Raw genomic sequence first — 16,436 nt, forward strand, 5'->3', positions numbered from 1 at the left:
TCGTGAGCGACGCAGAAAACCTCGACATCAAGAAACGCGCCCGGCGCCGGCTGGTGGGCGCGATCGCACTTGCGCTGCTGGCGGCGATCATCCTGCCGATGATGATGGAGCAGGAGCCGCATCCGGTCAGCGGCGACATCCAGATCACGATTCCGGACCGCGACGCACCTGCCGGCCAGGTCCGCCCGAATGCGGCTGCGGAAGATCCGTCGCCCGCGGCTGCAGCCACGCCCGCGCCGGAGGAACAGACGCCGCCGTCCCCGCCGCCGGTCGTCGAAGCGCCGTCGCCTGCGCCGGCGAAACCCGAAAGCCGGGCAGAGGCGGCCGCCGGAATGCCGGCCACCGGATCGCCGGCCGCCCCTGCCACGAAGCCCGCGGCGCCGAAGCCCGAAACGCCCAAGCCTGCACCGGCACGGCCCGCTGCCGATGAAGCGGCCGAAGCCGCGCGTGCGCGCGCCGCGATCGAAGGCCGCGAAGTGCCGAAGGCCCAGGCGCCGAAGGGCGAAACCTTCATCCTGCAGATCGGTGCCTTCGGCGATGCCGCCAGGGCCTCGCGCATTGCTGCCGATCTCAAGAAGCAGGGTTTCGCCGCCTATACCGAGAAGGCCGGCAACGTCACCCGCGTGCGCGTCGGCCCCATCACCGGCAGGAACGCCGCCGACAAGGCGGCCGAGCAACTGCGGGCGCTGGGTTTCAGTACCGTGATCACGCCGCGCTGACGGTTTCCGCATGACGGTATTCGACTACGTGTTCCTCGGCATCCTGGCCTTGTCCGCGGCAGTGGGCACGTGGCGCGGCCTGGTCAGCGAGGTCATGGCCGTGCTGGCCTGGGTGCTCGCGCTTTTCGCCGCCTGGCGCTATAACGAACAGGCGGCCCAGGTCTTCGCCGGACTCATCGCCGAACCCTTGTGGCGGCAGGTGGCCGGCGGCGCGCTGGTCGTCGTCGGGGTGCTGATCCTGACCGCGCTCGTTCGCTACCTGCTGCGCGAACTGCTGCGTGCTGCGGGCCTGGGCGCGACCGATCGCTTCTTCGGCGCGCTGTTCGGCATCGCGCGCGGCCTGCTGGTGGCGCTGGTGGTCGTGCTGATCGGCGGCCTCGCCGGCCTGTCCCGCGAACCCTGGTGGACGCAGGCCTTGTTCTCGCCACCGTTGGAAACGGCGGTTCTTGCCGCCAAACCCTGGCTGCCCGACGTGGTGGCCGACAAGATTCGATTCAGATAGGCGAAATCCTCATGTGCGGAATTCTCGGGGTCGTCGCGACCTCTCCGGTCAACCAGCTTCTGTACGATGGCCTCCAGGTGCTGCAGCACCGCGGGCAGGATGCGGCAGGCATCGCCACCGCCGAAGGCGGGCGCTTCCACATGCACAAGGGCTCGGGCCTGGTGCGCGACGTGTTCCGTACGCGCAACATGCGCAACCTCGAAGGCAACTGGGGCATCGGCCACGTCCGCTATCCGACCGCGGGCTCGGCCTACAACGCCTCGGAGGCGCAGCCTTTCTACGTCAATTCGCCCTTCGGCCTGCTGCTGGCGCACAACGGCAACCTGACGAATTCCGACGCGCTCAAGCGCGAGATCTTCCTGTCCGACCTGCGCCACATCAACACCAGCAGCGATTCCGAAGTGCTGCTGAACGTGCTGGCGCACGAGCTGCAGGCGGCCTGTAACGGCCTGAAGCTCGACGAGGAGGCGGTGTTCCGTGCCGTCGCCGGCGTCCATCGCCGCTGCCGCGGCGCCTATGGCGTGGTGGTGATGATCGCCGGCTACGGCCTGCTCGCCTTCCGCGACCCCTACGGCATCCGTCCGCTGGTCATCGGCCGCAACGAGGCCGAGGCCGGCACCGAATGGCTGGTGGCGTCCGAGTCGGTGGCGCTCGACGTGCTCGGCTTCAAGCTGTTGCGCGACGTCGCGCCGGGCGAGGCGGTACTGATCGACACCGACGGCAACTTCCACAGCCGCCAGTGCGCCGAGCAGACCGTGCAGGCGCCGTGCATGTTCGAATTCGTCTATCTGGCGCGGCCCGATTCGATCATCGACGGCGTGTCGGTGTACGAGTCGCGCATGAAGATGGGCGAATACCTCGCCGACAAGATGAAGCGTACGATGCCGCACGTCGAGATCGACGTCGTGATCCCGATCCCGGACTCCAGCCGGCCGTCGGCGCTGCAGATGGCCGAGCGCCTGAGGCTGCCGTTCCGTGAAGGCTTCGTCAAGAACCGCTACATCGGCCGGACCTTCATCATGCCGGGGCAGGCGACGCGCAAGAAGTCGGTGCGCCAGAAGCTCAACACCATTCACCAGGAGTTCAGGGGCAAGAGCGTGCTGCTGGTCGACGACTCCATCGTGCGCGGCACGACCAGCAAGGAGATCGTCAACATGGCGCGGGAAGCCGGCGCGCGGAAGGTTTATCTCGCCTCGGCGGCGCCGCCGGTACGCCATGCCAACGTCTACGGCATCGACATGCCGACGCGCGGTGAACTGATCGCATCGGATCGCACCGAGGAAGAAATCTGCCGCGAGATCGGCGCCGACGGCCTGATCTACCAGGATCTGGACGATCTGAAGGCGTCGGTGCGGGCGTTGAATCCCGCGCTCAGTTTCTTCGAGACGTCCTGCTTCGACGGCTGCTACGTGACCGGCGACATCACTGCCGAATACCTGAACGGCGTCGAGAACCAGCGCGGCGAGGGCAAGCCTTCCAAGGGCGACCTCCACGACGACGACGGCGGCCAGCTCGATCTCAATCTCGCTTCCGGCTCCGACAACTGAACCGACTTTTCCAGCGAACCGCAATGACGCTCCCTGAAGATTTCCCTCTCCATCCGGATACGCTGGCAATCCGCTCCGGCATCGAACGCAGCCAGTTCGGCGAACACGGCGAAGCGATGTACCTGACCTCGAGCTTCGTGTTCGAGAATGCGGCGCAGGCGGCGGCGCGTTTCTCCGGCGAGGAGGAAGGCAACGTCTATGCCCGCTTCTCGAACCCGAGCGTCACCGCGATGCAGACGCGGCTTGCCGCGCTCGAAGGCGCCGAAGCCTGCGTGGCGACGGCGTCCGGCATGTCGGCGATCCTGTCGCTGGTCATGGCGACCTTGCAGGCCGGCGATCACATCGTTGCCTCCAACGGCCTGTTCGGCGCCACCCAGCAGTTGTTCGGCGGCATCCTGTCGAAGTTCGGCATCGAAACCACTTTCGTACCGGCGACCGACCTCGATGCCTACCGCAAGGCAAGTGACGCCGCGCACCCGGCTGTTCTTCATCGAGACGCCGTCCAATCCGCTGACCGAAGTGGTCGACATCGCCGCGGTGGCGGAGATCGCCCACCACGCCGGCGCACTGCTGGCGGTGGACAATTGCTTCTGCACGCCGGCGCTGCAGCGTCCGCTGGAACTCGGCGCGGACGTGGTCGTGCATTCGGCGACCAAGTACCTGGACGGCCAGGGCCGCGTGCTGGGCGGCGCAGTGGCGGGCAGGAAGGCGATCACTGAAGAGGTGTTCCGCTTCCTGCGCACGGCCGGGCCGACGCTGTCGCCGTTCAATGCCTGGGTGATCTTCAAGGGCATGGAGACCCTGCGCATCCGCATGGAAGCGCAGTCGGCCGCGGCGCTGGAACTGGCCCGCTGGCTCGAGACCCAGCCCGGCGTCGCCCGCGTGTATTACCCCGGCCTGCCGTCGCACCCGCAGCACGAACTGGCGATGCGCCAGCAGAAATCGGGCGGCGCCATCGTCAGCTTCGACGTCAGGGGCGGGCGCGAGGCGGCATGGAGAGTGGTCGATTCGACGCGCCTGATGTCGATCACCGCCAACCTCGGCGATACCAAGACGACGATCACCCATCCGGCGACGACCACGCACGGCCGCATCACGGCGGAAGCGCGCGCCGCGGCCGGCATCGGCGACGGCCTGTTGCGTATTGCGGTGGGGCTGGAGGCGGTCGAGGACCTGAAGGCGGATCTCGCCCGCGGGCTGCAAGCCTGAGCCGGGTGGCGCCCCATGCGGCGGCGCCGAGCAGCGGGCGCCTGGCGGCCGGGGCGTGACGGGCAACCGACAGGAACGGGGCGAATGCCCCGTTCGCCGTTTTCGGCCCCGGAATCCGGGCCGACGCAGCGGAACCAGCGCAGCAGCATCTGCTCAGTCGGGCGTGCCGGCTTCAGTGGTGAACCGCCGGCCGTCGAAGGCGAGCCAGCGTGCTTCGCCGTGCCAGTCGGCAAGCACCCAGCGGATGCGCTGCCGGCCATCGACGACATGGACATGGCGTGCGGGGCGATGGGTGTGGCCGTGCACCAGCACTGCGTCCGCAGCCGTGCGGAACAGGGCGGCGACCGCGTCGGCGTTGACGTCCATGATCTCCACGGCTTTCGTTTGTTTGGCGGCCTCGCTCTTCCGGCGCAGGCTTTCGATGAAGGCCTTGCGCGCAGCCAGCGGCTGGGCGAGGAAGCCACGCTGCCACGCGGGGTCGTGGACCTGGCGGCGATAGGCCTGATAGGCGAGATCATCGGTGCATAGCACGTCGCCGTGGCTCAGCAGCAGGGCGGGCGTATCCGCAGTCTGGCCGAAGCGGAGCAGGCAGGGATCGGGCAGCAGCGTGAGGCCGGCGGCCCGGGCGAAACCTTCGCCGGCCAGCAGGTCGCGATTGCCGCGGATGAAGAATACCGCGACACCCGCGTCCGACACGGCCCGGAGGGCGGCGCACATCCGTTGATTGAAACCGTCGTCGAGATCGTCGTCACCCGCCCAGTATTCGAACAGGTCGCCGAGGATGAACAGGCTGGCGGCCTCGAGTGCCGGCCCCTGCAGGAACTCGATGAAGGCTGCGGCGGTGTCGGGCGCGTCCTCGGCCAGGTGCAGGTCCGAAATGAACAATGCCGGCAGCCCCGCATGTAAGGCTGCCGGCATGCGGGTCAGCGAGTCCTCGGGGACCCGCTGATCGGCCTGGCTGTCAGACAACTTCGGCGCGCTCGATGATCACGTCTTCCTTCGGCACGTCCTGGTGGAAGCCGCTGGAGCCGGTCTTGACCTTGCGGATCGCGTCGACCACGTCCATGCCGTCGCTGACCTTGCCGAACACGCAGTAGCCCCAGCCCTGCAGGTCGGGCGAGCGGAAGTTCAGGAAGTCGTTGTCGGCGACGTTGATGAAGAACTGCGCGGTGGCCGAGTGCGGCGCCTGGGTGCGGGCCATGGCGATGGTGCCGCGCTCGTTCTTGAGGCCGTTGTCGGCTTCGTTCTTGATCTGTTCGCCGGTCGGCTTCTGGTTCATGCCCGGGGTGAAGCCGCCGCCCTGGATCATGAAGCCGTCGATGACGCGGTGGAAGACGGTGTTGTCGTAGTGGCCAGCCTCGACGTAGGCGATGAAGTTGGCCACGGTCTGCGGCGCCTTGTCGGCGTCGAGTTCGAGGGTGATGACGCCGTGGTTGGTGTGCAGCTTGACTGCCATGTGCTGTTCTCCTGGGGAAAGCTGTTGGGGGTGCGGGCGTGCTTCTTACTTGCCCGCCTTCTTCGGCGCTGCGTTCTCGAGCACGCTGGCGTTCTCGATGACGACCGCCTCGACCGGCACGTTCTGGTGGAAGCCGCGGTTGGCGGTCTGCACCTTGGCGATCTTGTCGACCACGTCCATGCCCTTGACGACCTTGCCGAACACCGCGTAGCCCCAGCCGTCGCGCGAGGGATAGTCGAGGAAGGTGTTGGGCACCAGATTGATGAAGAACTGCGCGCTGGCCGAATGCGGATCGGCGGTGCGGGCCATCGCCAGCGTGCCGCGTTCGTTCTTGAGGCCGTTCCTGGCTTCGTTCTCGATCGGCGCGCGGGTGCTCTTCTGCTTCATGTCGGCATCGAAGCCGCCGCCCTGGACCATGAAGCCGTCGATGACGCGGTGGAACACGGTGCCGTCGTAGAAGCCGTCCTTGACGTACTGGACGAAGTTCTCGGCGGACTTGGGCGCCTTGTCGGCGAAGACTTCGACGACGATCGCGCCCTGGCTGGTCTTGAGTTCGACCATCGGGTTGGCGGCGAGGGCGCCGAGGCTGGTCAGGGCGGTCGATGCCAGCGCGGCAAAGGCGATCAGGTGCTTTTTCATGGAATCTCCGGTGCGCGGCCGTGGGGCCGGATGGGCGGCGGACGTCGTGGCGGCCGGGAAAATGGCAGGCATTGCGGCCGTGGTATATTTGCGGCCTTCGACTGCCGGCCCGGCGCCTGGGTGACGCGGGATTTTAGCAACAAGCACCCCCCTCACAATTGCGCCGCCGGCGAACCGGTTCTCAACCGATCCTCCCCACCGTTTTTCCATTCGCCGATGCTTTCCATCTACAACACCCTGACGCGCAGCAAGGAAGTCTTCACCCCGATCGAGCCCGGCAAGGTCCGCATGTACGTGTGCGGCATGACGGTGTATGACTTCTGTCACCTCGGCCATGCGCGCGTGATGGTGGTGTTCGACATGGTGGCGCGCTGGCTGCGGGCCAGCGGGCTGGATGTGAACTACGTGCGCAACATCACCGACATCGACGACAAGATCATCCGCCGCGCGCAGGAGAACGGCGAGTCGATCCGCCAGTTGACCGACCGCTTCATCGCCGCGATGCACGAGGACGCCGACGCCCTCGGTGTGCTGCGCCCGGACCACGAGCCGCGCGCCACCGACTACGTCGTCCAGATGCAGAGCCTGATCTCGCGCCTCGAGCAGAAAGGCCTGGCCTACGTTGCCGCCAACCGCGACGTCTGCTACGCGGTGCGCAAGTTCGACGGCTATGGCAAGCTGTCGGGCAAGTCGCTCGACGAGCTGCGGGCCGGCGAGCGGGTGGATGTCGCCCAGGACAAGAACGATCCGCTCGATTTCGTGCTGTGGAAGCATGCCAAGGCCGAGGAGCCGGGCGAGGTGAAGTGGGATTCGCCCTGGGGTGCCGGCCGTCCGGGCTGGCACATCGAATGTTCGGCGATGAGTTCCGAACTGCTGGGCGACCATTTCGACATCCACGGTGGTGGCATGGACCTGCAGTTCCCGCACCACGAGAACGAGATCGCCCAGTCCGAAGGCGCGCACGGCCACGCCTTCGTCAATTACTGGATGCACAACGGCTTCGTGCGTGTCGACGACGAGAAGATGTCGAAGTCGCTCGGCAACTTCTTCACCATCCGCGAGGTGCTGCAGAAATACGACGCCGAAGTGGTGCGCTTCTTCATCCTGCGCGCCCACTACCGCAGCGCGCTGAACTACTCGGATGCGCACCTCGAGGATGCGCGCAGCGCGCTGACGCGGCTCTACACGGCCTTGAAGAACGTGCCGGCCGAAGGCGAGGGCGAAGTCGATTGGAACGAAGCTCATGCGAGGCGCTTCCGCGCGGCGATGGACGACGACTTCAACACGGCCGAAGCGATGGCGGTGCTGTTCGAACTGGCCAACGAGGTCAATCGCAGCGTATCGCCTGGGCTGGCGCGGCAGCTGAAGGCGCTGGGTGCGGTGCTCGGCCTGCTGCAGCGCGATCCGGTGGCTTTCCTGCAGGCGGGAGCACCGGATGCCGGCGGGCTGGATGCGGCGGCGATCGAAGCGCGCATTGCCGCGCGTGCGGCGGCCAAGAAGAACAAGGACTACGCCGAAGCCGACCGCATCCGCGCCGAACTGGCCGAAGCCGGTATCGTGCTGGAGGACGGTGCCGGCGGCACGACCTGGCGTCGCGCCTGAGCGGTGTCCTGTCGGGGCGGAGCAGCCCCGATGACGAAAGAATGGCCTGCCATCCGGGAGATGGCAGGCCATTTTCATGCCTGGACGGGCGGCGGCGCCGGGAGAGTCGTGCGGCGGATGGGCCGGCAAGGCTCATCGTCGCGGCTGTCGCTCAGGTGCCGAAGAAGTCCTTCACCTTGTCCATCCAGGACTTGGCTTTCGGGTTGTGGCGGTCGGCGTTGCCGCTGGAGATCTCCTCGAATTCGCGCAGCAGCTCCTTCTGGCGCTCGGTGAGCTTGACCGGCGTCTCGACCACGACGTGGCAGAGCAGGTCGCCATGCACGTGGCTGCGCACGTTCTTGATGCCCTTGCCGCGCAGGCGGAAGACCTTGCCGCTCTGCGTCTCGGCCGGGATCTTCAGCCGGGCCATGCCTTCCAGCGTCGGGATCTCGATTTCGCCGCCGAGCGCCGCGGTGGTGAAGCTCAGCGGCATCTCGCAGTGCAGATCGTCGTGGTCGCGCTCGAACACCGCATGCTTGCGAATGTGGATCTCGACGTAGAGATCGCCCGGCGGGCCGCCATTGACGCCCGGTTCGCCGTGGCCGCCGTGGCGCAGGCGCATGCCTTCGTCGATGCCGGCGGGGATCTTCACTTCCAGCGTCTTGTGCTTCTTGACCCGGCCGGCGCCGCCGCAGTCGCGGCAGGGGTCGGGGATGATCTTGCCGCTGCCGTGGCACTTCGGGCAGGTCTGCTGGATCGAGAAGAAGCCCTGCTGCACCCGCACCTGGCCGTGGCCGTTGCAGGTGGGGCAGGTCTTGGGCTGGGTGCCGGGCTTGGCGCCGCTGCCGTGACAGGTGCCGCATTCCTCGACGGTGGGGATGCGGATCGTCTTCTCGGCGCCGCGCGCAGCCTCCTCGAGCGTGATCTCGAGGTTGTAGCGCAGGTCGGCGCCGCGATAGACGTTCGAGCGCCCGCCGCGGCCGCCGCCGAACAGGTCGCCGAAGATGTCGCCGAAGGCATCGGCGAAGCCGCCTTCGAAGCCCTGGCCGCCACCCATCGACTGGTCGACGCCGGCATGGCCGTAGCGGTCGTAGGCAGCCTTCTTCTGCGGGTCGGAGAGCATCTCGTAGGCCTCCTTGGCCTCCTTGAACTTCTCCTCGGCGTCCTTGTTGTCCGGATTGCGGTCCGGGTGGTACTTCATGGCCAGCTTGCGGTAGGCCTTCTTGATCTCGTCGTCGCCGGCATCGCGGTTGACGCCGAGAACGTCGTAGTAATCCCTTTTGGACATGGTGCTTCGCTCAGTCTGGTCTCAAGCAAAGGCCGAGCCGGCGCCGGAGCAGGGCTCCGGCGGGGCTCGGCCGCGAAGGATTCGCCAGAATGACGATTACTTCTTGTCCTTCACTTCGGTGAATTCGGCATCCACCACGTCGGCGTCGTCGGCCTTGCCGCCGGACGACTGGGCGCCGGCGCCGGCCTGATCACCGCCCTCGGCCTGGGCCTGGGCATACATCTGTTCACCGAGCTTCTGCGCGGCCATCGCCAGGGCCTGGCTCTTGGCTTCGATGCTGTCCTTGTCGGAGCCCTTGATCGCCTCTTCGGCATCCTTGATCGCGGCTTCGATCTTGGCCTTGTCGTCGTCGCTCAGCTTGTCGCCGTACTCGCCCAGCGCCTTGCGCGTCGAATGCACCAGCGCGTCGCACTGGTTGCGGGCATCGACCAGTTCGTGCGCCTTCTTGTCTTCCTCGGCGTGCGCCTCGGCGTCGCGCACCATGCGCTCGACTTCGTCGTCCGACAGGCCGGAGTTGGCCTGGATCTTGATCTTGTTCTCCTTGCCGGTGGCCTTGTCCTTGGCCGATACGTGCAGGATGCCGTTGGCGTCGATGTCGAAGGTGACCTCGATCTGCGGCATGCCGCGCGGCGCCGGCGGGATGTCGGACAGGTTGAACTGGCCCAGGCTCTTGTTGCCGGAAGCCATCTCGCGCTCGCCCTGCAGCACGTGGATGGTCACCGCGCTCTGGTTGTCGTCGGCGGTGGAGAACACCTGCGAGGCCTTGGTCGGGATCGTGGTGTTCTTCTGGATCAGCTTGGTCATCACGCCGCCCAGGGTCTCGATGCCGAGCGACAGCGGGGTGACGTCGAGCAGCAGCACGTCCTTGACTTCGCCCTGCAGCACGCCGCCTTGGATCGAGGCGCCGACGGCCACGGCTTCGTCGGGGTTCACGTCCTTGCGCGGTTCCTTGCCGAAGAACTCCTTGACCTTCTCCTGCACCATCGGCATGCGGGTCTGGCCGCCGACCAGGATCACGTCGTCGATGTCGGACACCTTCAGGCCGGCATCCTTCAGCGCGACGCGGCAGGGCTCGATCGAGCGCTCGACCAGATCCTCGACCAGCGCCTCGAACTTGGCGCGGGTGATCTTGACCGCCAGGTGCTTCGGACCCGTGGCGTCGGCGGTGATGTAGGGCAGGTTGACTTCGGTCTGCTGGCCGGAGGACAGCTCGATCTTGGCCTTTTCGGCCGCTTCCTTCAGGCGCTGCAGCGCGAGCACGTCGTTCTTGAGGTCGACGCCCTGTTCCTTCTTGAACTCGGTGACGATGTAGTCGATCAGGCGCTGGTCGAAGTCCTCGCCGCCGAGGAAGGTGTCGCCGTTGGTCGCCAGCACTTCGAACTGGTGCTCGCCGTCGAGGTCGGCGATCTCGATGATCGAGATGTCGAAGGTGCCGCCGCCGAGGTCATACACCGCGATCTTGGAATCGCCCGGTTTCTTGTCCATGCCGAAGGCGAGCGCGGCCGCGGTCGGCTCGTTGATGATGCGCTTGACTTCCAGCCCGGCGATGCGGCCGGCGTCCTTGGTGGCCTGGCGCTGGCTGTCGTTGAAGTAGGCCGGCACCGTGATGACGGCTTCGGTCACTTCCTCGCCGAGATAGTCCTCGGCGGTCTTCTTCATCTTGCGCAGCACTTCGGCCGACACCTGCGGCGGCGCGATCTTCTTGCCGCGCACTTCGACCCAGGCGTCGCCGTTGTCGGCCTTGGTGATGGCGAAGGGCATCAGGTCGATGTCCTTCTGCACTTCCTTCTCTTCGAAGCGGCGGCCGATCAGGCGCTTGATCGCGAACAGGGTGTTCCTGGCGTTGGTGACCGCCTGGCGCTTGGCCGGCGCACCGCACAGGATTTCGCCGTCTTCGGCGTAGGCGACCACCGACGGAGTGGTGCGCGCGCCTTCGGAGTTCTCGATGACCTTCGGCTTGCCGCCTTCCATCACGGAAACGCAGCTGTTGGTGGTGCCGAGGTCGATGCCGATGATCTTGCCCATGAAAGTTCCTTTGTGTCTGAATGAGGTGAGGGAGCGGCGTCGCCGTCCGGTCTGGTTCGAATATGGGGTGGCGCGGCGGAGTTTCAAGCCGCCGCGTGCAGATTGCCCGCGGGGGCGGCTGCCCTTACTGTCCTTTCGCCTTGGCGACCATCACCAGCGCCGGGCGGATGACGCGTTCGTTGAGCAGGTAGCCCTTCTGCAGCACGGTGACGACGGTGTTGGGTTCGGCATCCGCTTCGACGGTGCTGATCGCCTGATGCTTGTTCGGATCGAACTTCTGGCCGAGCGGATTCTCTTCCGCCAGGTTAGCGCTTTCGAAGGCGGCAACGAGTTGCTTCAGCGTCAGTTCGACGCCTTCGCGCAGGTTCTCGAGGGTCTGGTTTTCCACCGCGAGCGCGGCTTCGAGGCTGTCCTTGACCGGCAGCATCGCGCCGGCGAACTTCTCGGCGGCGAACTTGCCGGCCTTGGCGATGTCCTCCTGCGCGCGGCGGCGGACGTTCTCGGTCTCGGCCTTGGCGCGCAGCCAGGCGTCGTGGTGCTCGGCGGCCTTCAGTTCGGCCTGGCGCAGGCTTTCCTCCAGGCTGGGCATGGTGTCCGGCTTGCTTTCTGCGGTGTCCGGCGCGGCCGCTGCGGGAGCGCTCGGCTGTTCGGTTTCCGGTATGGCATTCGGATTCTGGCTCGGGTCCTGCATGGGTTCTTGCTCCCTGTTGATGGCTGTTCCTGGCCGGCATGTTGGGGCGGGCGATTCGATTTCAAGAGGAAACCTTTGGTGAACAAGCAGCCATTGCGGCAGGCTGCGCGCTGGCGCACAATAGCCCGTCCGGACTGGTTCTCGTTCCAAGTTGGAGGCGGTCGGTTCGACGGGCCTTCACCATTCCGGAATTCCACGTGATACCCGGCGTTTGCCTGTGTCATTGTTACAGTTGAGTCCCTTCCTGCTCGCCAGGAAACCATAGGAGATATCGATGAAACTGAAGAAAGTTGCCGCCTGCGTTCTGCTGTCCGCTGCCGTCGCGCCGGCCTGGGCCGCCTGCGAGGCCACCATCGAAGGCAACGACATGATGCAGTTCAACACCAAGGAGATCGTGGTCGACAAGAGCTGCAAGGAGTTCACCCTGACGCTGAAGCACACCGGCAAGCTGGCCAAGGCTGCCATGGGCCATAACTGGGTGCTGGCCAAGGACGCCGACGTCAAGGATCTGGCTGCCGACAGCGCCAAGGCCGGTCCGGCCAAGGACTACCTCGTCGATGGCGATGCCCGCATCGTCGCCCACACCAAGCTGATCGGTGGCGGCGAAACCGACTCGGTCACCTTCGACGTGTCCAAGCTCACGGCCGGCGAGAAGTACACCTATTTCTGCTCTTTCCCGGGCCACTGGGCAGTGATGAAGGGCGAGCTGAAGCTCAACTGAAGCTCTATCGCCATTGGCCACTGGAGCCTGACCGGGTTCCGGTGGCATCGCAGGATGGGGGAGGGTGTGACGCACCTCCTCGTTGTTGTTGATGAAATGCATATGGCGGGCATCGTCCTGTCATGCGTCCAGCTGCGCGGATGATCTCCGCTGCATGATCTTCAGGCGCACCTTCCTCGCGCCTTTGCTCGTTGTCCACCTGGCGGAAATGTGCTTCCTTTGGGCTCGTCTGCGGCTGTAGGGCAGGGGCTCGTGGTAGCATTGACCGTTTTGATTCACGCGGCTTTCGCCGCCTTCGAGCATGACCCAGTTCGCCAAGGAAACCCTGCCGATCAGCCTCGAAGAGGAGATGCGGCACTCCTACCTCGACTACGCGATGAGCGTGATCGTGGGCCGCGCACTCCCCGATGCGCGCGACGGCCTCAAGCCGGTGCACCGCCGAGTGCTGTTCGCGATGCACGAGCTGTCCAACGACTGGAACCGTGCCTACAAGAAGTCCGCGCGCATCGTCGGCGACGTCATCGGTAAATACCATCCGCACGGCGACACCGCGGTGTATGACACCATCGTGCGCATGGCGCAGGATTTCTCGCTGCGCTACATGCTGGTCGACGGCCAGGGCAACTTCGGTTCGGTCGACGGCGACAATGCCGCGGCGATGCGCTACACCGAAATCCGCATGGCGCGCATCGGCCACGAACTGCTGGCCGACATCGACAAGGAAACGGTCGACTTCGGCCCGAACTACGACGGCTCGGAGAAGGAGCCGCTGGTCATGCCGGCGCGCATCCCCAATCTGCTGATCAACGGTTCGAGCGGCATCGCGGTCGGCATGGCGACCAACATCCCGCCGCACAACCTCGGCGAGATCGTCGATGCCTGCCTGAAGCTGCTGGAAGAGCCGGACACCGACATCGAGGCGCTGATCGACATCGTCAAGGCGCCCGACTTCCCGACCGCCGGCCTGATCTACGGCCTGCACGGCGTGCATGAGGGCTACCGCACCGGCCGCGGCCGGGTGGTGATGCGCGCGCGCACCCACTTCGAGCCGATCGGCAAGACCGACCGCCAGGCCATCGTCGTCGACGAGCTGCCCTACCAGGTCAACAAGCGCACCCTGCAGGAGCGCATGGCCGAGCTGGTCAACGAAAAGAAGATCGAAGGCATCAGCGAGATCCGCGACGAGTCCGACAAGTCCGGCATGCGCCTGGTGGTCGAGCTCAAGCGCGGCGAGATGCCCGAGGTGGTGCTGAACAAGCTGTTCAAGCACACCCAGCTGCAGGACAGCTTCGGCATGAACATGGTGGCGCTGGTCGACGGCAAGCCGCGCCTGCTGAACCTGAAGCAGATGCTGGTGTGCTTCCTCGAGCACCGGCGCGAGGTCGTCACCCGCCGCACCATCTTCGAACTGCGCAAGGCGCGCGACCGCGGCCACATCCTCGAAGGCCTGGCGGTGGCGCTGTCCAACGTCGACGAGATCATCGCCCTGATCAAGGCCGCGCCGACGCCGGCCGATGCCAAGCGCAGCCTGATGGAACGCACCTGGCGTTCGCCGCTGGTCGAGGAGATGCTGTCGCGGGCGATGGCCGACAGCTACCGGCCGGAAGGGCTGGACCCGCAGTTCGGCCTGTCGGCGCAGGGCTATCGGCTGTCCGAAGCCCAGGCCCAGGCCATCCTGGAACTGCGCCTGCAGCGCCTGACCGGACTGGAGCAGGACAAGATCGTCGGCGAGTACCGCGAAGTGATGGACATCATCACCGACCTGCTCGACATCCTCGCCCGCCCCGAGCGCATCACCGCGATCATCGTCGAGGAGCTGAGCGCGATCCGCAACCAGTTCGGCGATCCGCGCCGCTCGGAACTGGTGATGAACACCGCCGAGATCAACATCGAGGACCTGATCACGCCGGAGGACATGGTCGTCACCCTGTCGCACACCGGCTACTTCAAGCGCCAGCCGCTGGCCGACTACCGCGCCCAGCGCCGCGGCGGCCGCGGCAAGCAGGCGACCTCGATGAAGGACGAGGACTTCATCGACCATCTGTTCGTCGCCAACACCCACGACACCGTGCTGTGCTTCTCCAGCCGCGGCCGCTGCTACTGGCTGAAGGTGTATGAAGTACCCGAAGGCACGCGCAACTCGCGCGGCAAGCCGATCGTCAATCTGTTCCCGCTGGTCGAAGGCGAGAAGATCACCGCCGTGCTGCCGATCAAGGAGTTCGACGAGGAGCACTTCGTGTTCATGGCGACTTCGGAAGGCACGGTCAAGAAGACCGCGCTGACCGCCTTCTCCAACCCGCGCAAGGCCGGCATCATCGCCGTCAACCTGGACGACGGCGACCACCTGATCGGCGTCGCCATCACCGACGGTCAATGCGACGTGATGCTGTTCTCCGACGCCGGCAAGGCGGTGCGTTTCGCCGAGACCGACGTGCGGCCGATGGGCCGCGAAGCGCGCGGCGTGCGCGGCATGATGCTGGAGGACGGCCAGGCGGTGATCGCGATGCTGGTGGCCAAGGACGAATCGCAGTCGGTGCTGACCGCGACCGAGAACGGCTACGGCAAGCGCACGCCGGTGGCCGAATACACCCGCCACGGCCGCGGCACCAAGGGCATGATCGCGATCCAGACCTCCGACCGTAATGGCAGGCTGGTGGGCGCGGTGCTGGTCGAGCCGGGCGACGAGGTGATGCTGATCTCGACCGGCGGCGTGCTGATCCGCACCAGCGTCGAGAGCATCCGCGAGATGGGCCGCTCCACCCAGGGCGTGACCCTGATCAACCTCGACGACGGCACTTTCCTCGCCAGCATCGAGAAAGTGGCGGAGTCGGAGTCCGACGAAAGCATGCGCGTGGAAGACGAAGGCGAGGCAGCCGCAACCGGGGAGCCTGCCGACGGGGACGGCAACGACGGCCAGGGCGAAGCGCCGGCGGCCGACGAACAGGGAGACGCCTGATGAGCCGGGTGTGGAACTTCAGCGCCGGCCCGGCCGCGCTGCCCGAGGAAGTGCTGCGCCAGGCCGCCGACGAGATGCTCGACTGGCAGGGTTCGGGCATGGGCGTGATGGAGATGAGCCATCGCGGCAAGGAGTTCACCTCGATCGCCGTGCAGGCCGAGGCCGATCTGCGTGAACTGCTGGCCGTGCCGGCCAACTATCGCATCCTGTTCATGCAGGGCGGGGCGATCGCGGCGAATGCGATCATCCCGATGAACCTGATCGGCGACAAGCGGGTCGCCGACTACGTCGTCACCGGCTCCTGGTCGCAGAAATCGCAGAAGGAGGCGCGCAAGTACGCCGAGGTGGAACATCGCCGCCACTTCCGAAGCGAGCGGCTTCACCACCGTGCCGCCGATGGCGGATTGGAAGCTGTCGGTCGATCCGGCCTACCTCTTCACCTGCACCAACGAAACCATCGGCGGCGTCGAATATCCCTTCGAGCCGGACCTGGCCCGGATCGGCCGCGGCGAAGTGCCGGTGGTGGCCGACATGTCTTCGCACATCCTGTCGCGCGCCATCGACGTGTCGAAATACGGCCTGATCTTCGGCGGTGCGCAGAAGAACATCGGCCCGGCCGGCCTGACCATCGTCATCGTGCGCGAGGACCTGCTCGGCCGCGCGATGCCGCACTGCCCGGCCGCTTTCGATTTCAGGACCGTGGCCGAGAACGCCTCGATGTACAACACGCCGCCGACCTACGGCATCTACATCGCCGGCCTGGTGTTCCAGTGGATCAAGCGCCAGGGCGGCGTGGCTGCGCTGGAGGCGCAGAACGTCGCCAAGGCGAAGCTGTTGTACGACTTCCTCGACGGCAGCGATTTTTATGAGAATCGCGTCGATCCGGCCTGCCGTTCGCGCATGAACGTGCCTTTCTTCCTGAAGGACGAATCGCTCAACGACGCTTTCCTGGCCGAGTCGAAGGCCGCGGGCCTGATGCAGTTGAAGGGCCACAAGTCGGTCGGCGGCATGCGCGCGTCGATCTACAACGCGATGCCGCTGGCCGGGGTGCAGGCGCTGGTGGACTTCATGCGCGACTTTGCCGCGCGCAAGGCTTGAACCG

At 66.1% G+C, this 16,436-nt stretch carries 12 protein-coding genes and 2 pseudogenes; 8 read left to right on the forward strand and 6 right to left on the reverse strand.

Features of this window, described 5'->3' with window-relative positions; all coding sequences use genetic code 11:
* The first annotated feature begins 2 nt into the window (after positions 1-2).
* From AAFL97_RS06685 to AAFL97_RS06700, 4 genes and pseudogenes are all read left to right on the forward strand, one after another.
* Positions 3-719 (forward strand): SPOR domain-containing protein, encoded by a 717-nt coding sequence (locus AAFL97_RS06685; RefSeq protein WP_341644255.1) that lies wholly within the window; start codon positions 3-5, stop codon positions 717-719.
* Between the two features lie 10 nt (positions 720-729).
* Positions 730-1,221 carry a CvpA family protein gene (locus AAFL97_RS06690; RefSeq protein ID WP_341644256.1) on the forward strand — a complete coding sequence of 164 codons (492 nt, stop codon included), beginning with the start codon at positions 730-732 and terminating at the stop codon, positions 1,219-1,221.
* An 11-nt stretch (positions 1,222-1,232) separates the two neighbouring features.
* Entirely contained in the window at positions 1,233-2,768 is a 1,536-nt protein-coding gene (gene purF / locus AAFL97_RS06695; protein ID WP_341644257.1) for an amidophosphoribosyltransferase, read from the forward strand.
* Between the two features lie 23 nt (positions 2,769-2,791).
* A pseudogene (locus AAFL97_RS06700) lies at positions 2,792-3,977 on the forward strand (O-succinylhomoserine sulfhydrylase).
* A 153-nt stretch (positions 3,978-4,130) separates the two neighbouring features.
* Here the strand turns inward: AAFL97_RS06700 and AAFL97_RS06705 are convergent.
* Genes AAFL97_RS06705 through AAFL97_RS06715 form a run of 3 tightly spaced genes read right to left on the reverse strand, consistent with a single transcriptional unit; the run spans position 4,131 to position 6,072 of the window.
* Positions 4,131-4,895, reverse strand: coding sequence for a UDP-2,3-diacylglucosamine diphosphatase (locus AAFL97_RS06705; RefSeq protein WP_341647109.1), 765 nt, complete (start codon positions 4,893-4,895; stop codon positions 4,131-4,133).
* A gap of 43 nt (positions 4,896-4,938) precedes the next feature.
* Entirely contained in the window at positions 4,939-5,433 is a 495-nt protein-coding gene (locus AAFL97_RS06710; protein ID WP_341644258.1) for a peptidylprolyl isomerase, read from the reverse strand.
* 45 nt (positions 5,434-5,478) lie between these two features.
* Positions 5,479-6,072 (reverse strand): peptidylprolyl isomerase, encoded by a 594-nt coding sequence (locus tag AAFL97_RS06715; protein WP_445954475.1) that lies wholly within the window; start codon positions 6,070-6,072, stop codon positions 5,479-5,481.
* A 216-nt stretch (positions 6,073-6,288) separates the two neighbouring features.
* Between AAFL97_RS06715 and cysS the strand changes: the two genes are divergently transcribed.
* On the forward strand, positions 6,289-7,674 hold the full coding sequence (gene cysS, locus AAFL97_RS06720) for a cysteine--tRNA ligase (RefSeq protein WP_341644259.1): 1,386 nt from the start codon (positions 6,289-6,291) through the stop codon (positions 7,672-7,674).
* Between the two features lie 151 nt (positions 7,675-7,825).
* Here the strand turns inward: cysS and dnaJ are convergent, their stop codons facing one another.
* The 3 genes from dnaJ to grpE all read right to left on the reverse strand — a co-directional run bounded on the left by dnaJ (position 7,826) and on the right by grpE (position 11,657).
* Entirely contained in the window at positions 7,826-8,941 is a 1,116-nt protein-coding gene (gene dnaJ, locus AAFL97_RS06725) for a molecular chaperone DnaJ (protein WP_263461404.1), read from the reverse strand.
* A gap of 96 nt (positions 8,942-9,037) precedes the next feature.
* The gene (dnaK, locus tag AAFL97_RS06730) at positions 9,038-10,966 is read right to left on the reverse strand and encodes a molecular chaperone DnaK (RefSeq protein ID WP_341644260.1); all 1,929 of its coding nucleotides are present in this window, start codon (positions 10,964-10,966) and stop codon (positions 9,038-9,040) included.
* A 124-nt stretch (positions 10,967-11,090) separates the two neighbouring features.
* Positions 11,091-11,657: a nucleotide exchange factor GrpE gene (gene grpE, locus AAFL97_RS06735; RefSeq protein ID WP_341644261.1), complete on the reverse strand. Its 567-nt coding sequence runs from the start codon at positions 11,655-11,657 to the stop codon at positions 11,091-11,093.
* 274 nt (positions 11,658-11,931) lie between these two features.
* Between grpE and azu the strand changes: the two genes are divergently transcribed.
* The 3 genes and pseudogenes from azu (at position 11,932) to serC (ending at position 16,432) form a co-directional block, all read left to right on the forward strand.
* Complete coding sequence (azu, locus tag AAFL97_RS06740) at positions 11,932-12,378, forward strand: azurin (RefSeq protein WP_341644262.1); 447 nt, start codon at positions 11,932-11,934, stop codon at positions 12,376-12,378.
* A 301-nt stretch (positions 12,379-12,679) separates the two neighbouring features.
* A complete protein-coding gene (gyrA, locus tag AAFL97_RS06745) occupies positions 12,680-15,334 on the forward strand; it encodes a DNA gyrase subunit A (RefSeq protein ID WP_341644263.1) in 2,655 nt (884 codons plus the stop codon).
* Positions 15,334-16,432: pseudogene (serC, locus tag AAFL97_RS06750) on the forward strand (3-phosphoserine/phosphohydroxythreonine transaminase). Before gyrA ends, serC begins: the two are co-directional and overlap by 1 nt.
* Positions 16,433-16,436: the final 4 nt, after the last annotated feature.

It is taken from the genome of Thauera sp. SDU_THAU2 (genome assembly GCF_038260575.1).
GTDB lineage: Bacteria > Pseudomonadota > Gammaproteobacteria > Burkholderiales > Rhodocyclaceae > Thauera.

Coding starts and splice junctions, on each gene's coding strand:
- AAFL97_RS06690 (WP_341644256.1), top strand. CDS start 730: ATGACGGTATTCGACTACGTGTTCCTCGGCATCCTGGCCTTGTCCGCG.
- purF (WP_341644257.1), top strand. CDS start 1,233: ATGTGCGGAATTCTCGGGGTCGTCGCGACCTCTCCGGTCAACCAGCTT.
- AAFL97_RS06705 (WP_341647109.1), bottom strand. CDS start 4,895: ATGCCGGCAGCCTTACATGCGGGGCTGCCGGCATTGTTCATTTCGGAC.
- AAFL97_RS06710 (WP_341644258.1), bottom strand. CDS start 5,433: ATGGCAGTCAAGCTGCACACCAACCACGGCGTCATCACCCTCGAACTC.
- AAFL97_RS06715 (WP_445954475.1), bottom strand. CDS start 6,072: ATGAAAAAGCACCTGATCGCCTTTGCCGCGCTGGCATCGACCGCCCTG.
- cysS (WP_341644259.1), top strand. CDS start 6,289: ATGCTTTCCATCTACAACACCCTGACGCGCAGCAAGGAAGTCTTCACC.
- dnaJ (WP_263461404.1), bottom strand. CDS start 8,941: ATGTCCAAAAGGGATTACTACGACGTTCTCGGCGTCAACCGCGATGCC.
- dnaK (WP_341644260.1), bottom strand. CDS start 10,966: ATGGGCAAGATCATCGGCATCGACCTCGGCACCACCAACAGCTGCGTT.
- grpE (WP_341644261.1), bottom strand. CDS start 11,657: ATGCAGGACCCGAGCCAGAATCCGAATGCCATACCGGAAACCGAACAG.
- azu (WP_341644262.1), top strand. CDS start 11,932: ATGAAACTGAAGAAAGTTGCCGCCTGCGTTCTGCTGTCCGCTGCCGTC.
- gyrA (WP_341644263.1), top strand. CDS start 12,680: ATGACCCAGTTCGCCAAGGAAACCCTGCCGATCAGCCTCGAAGAGGAG.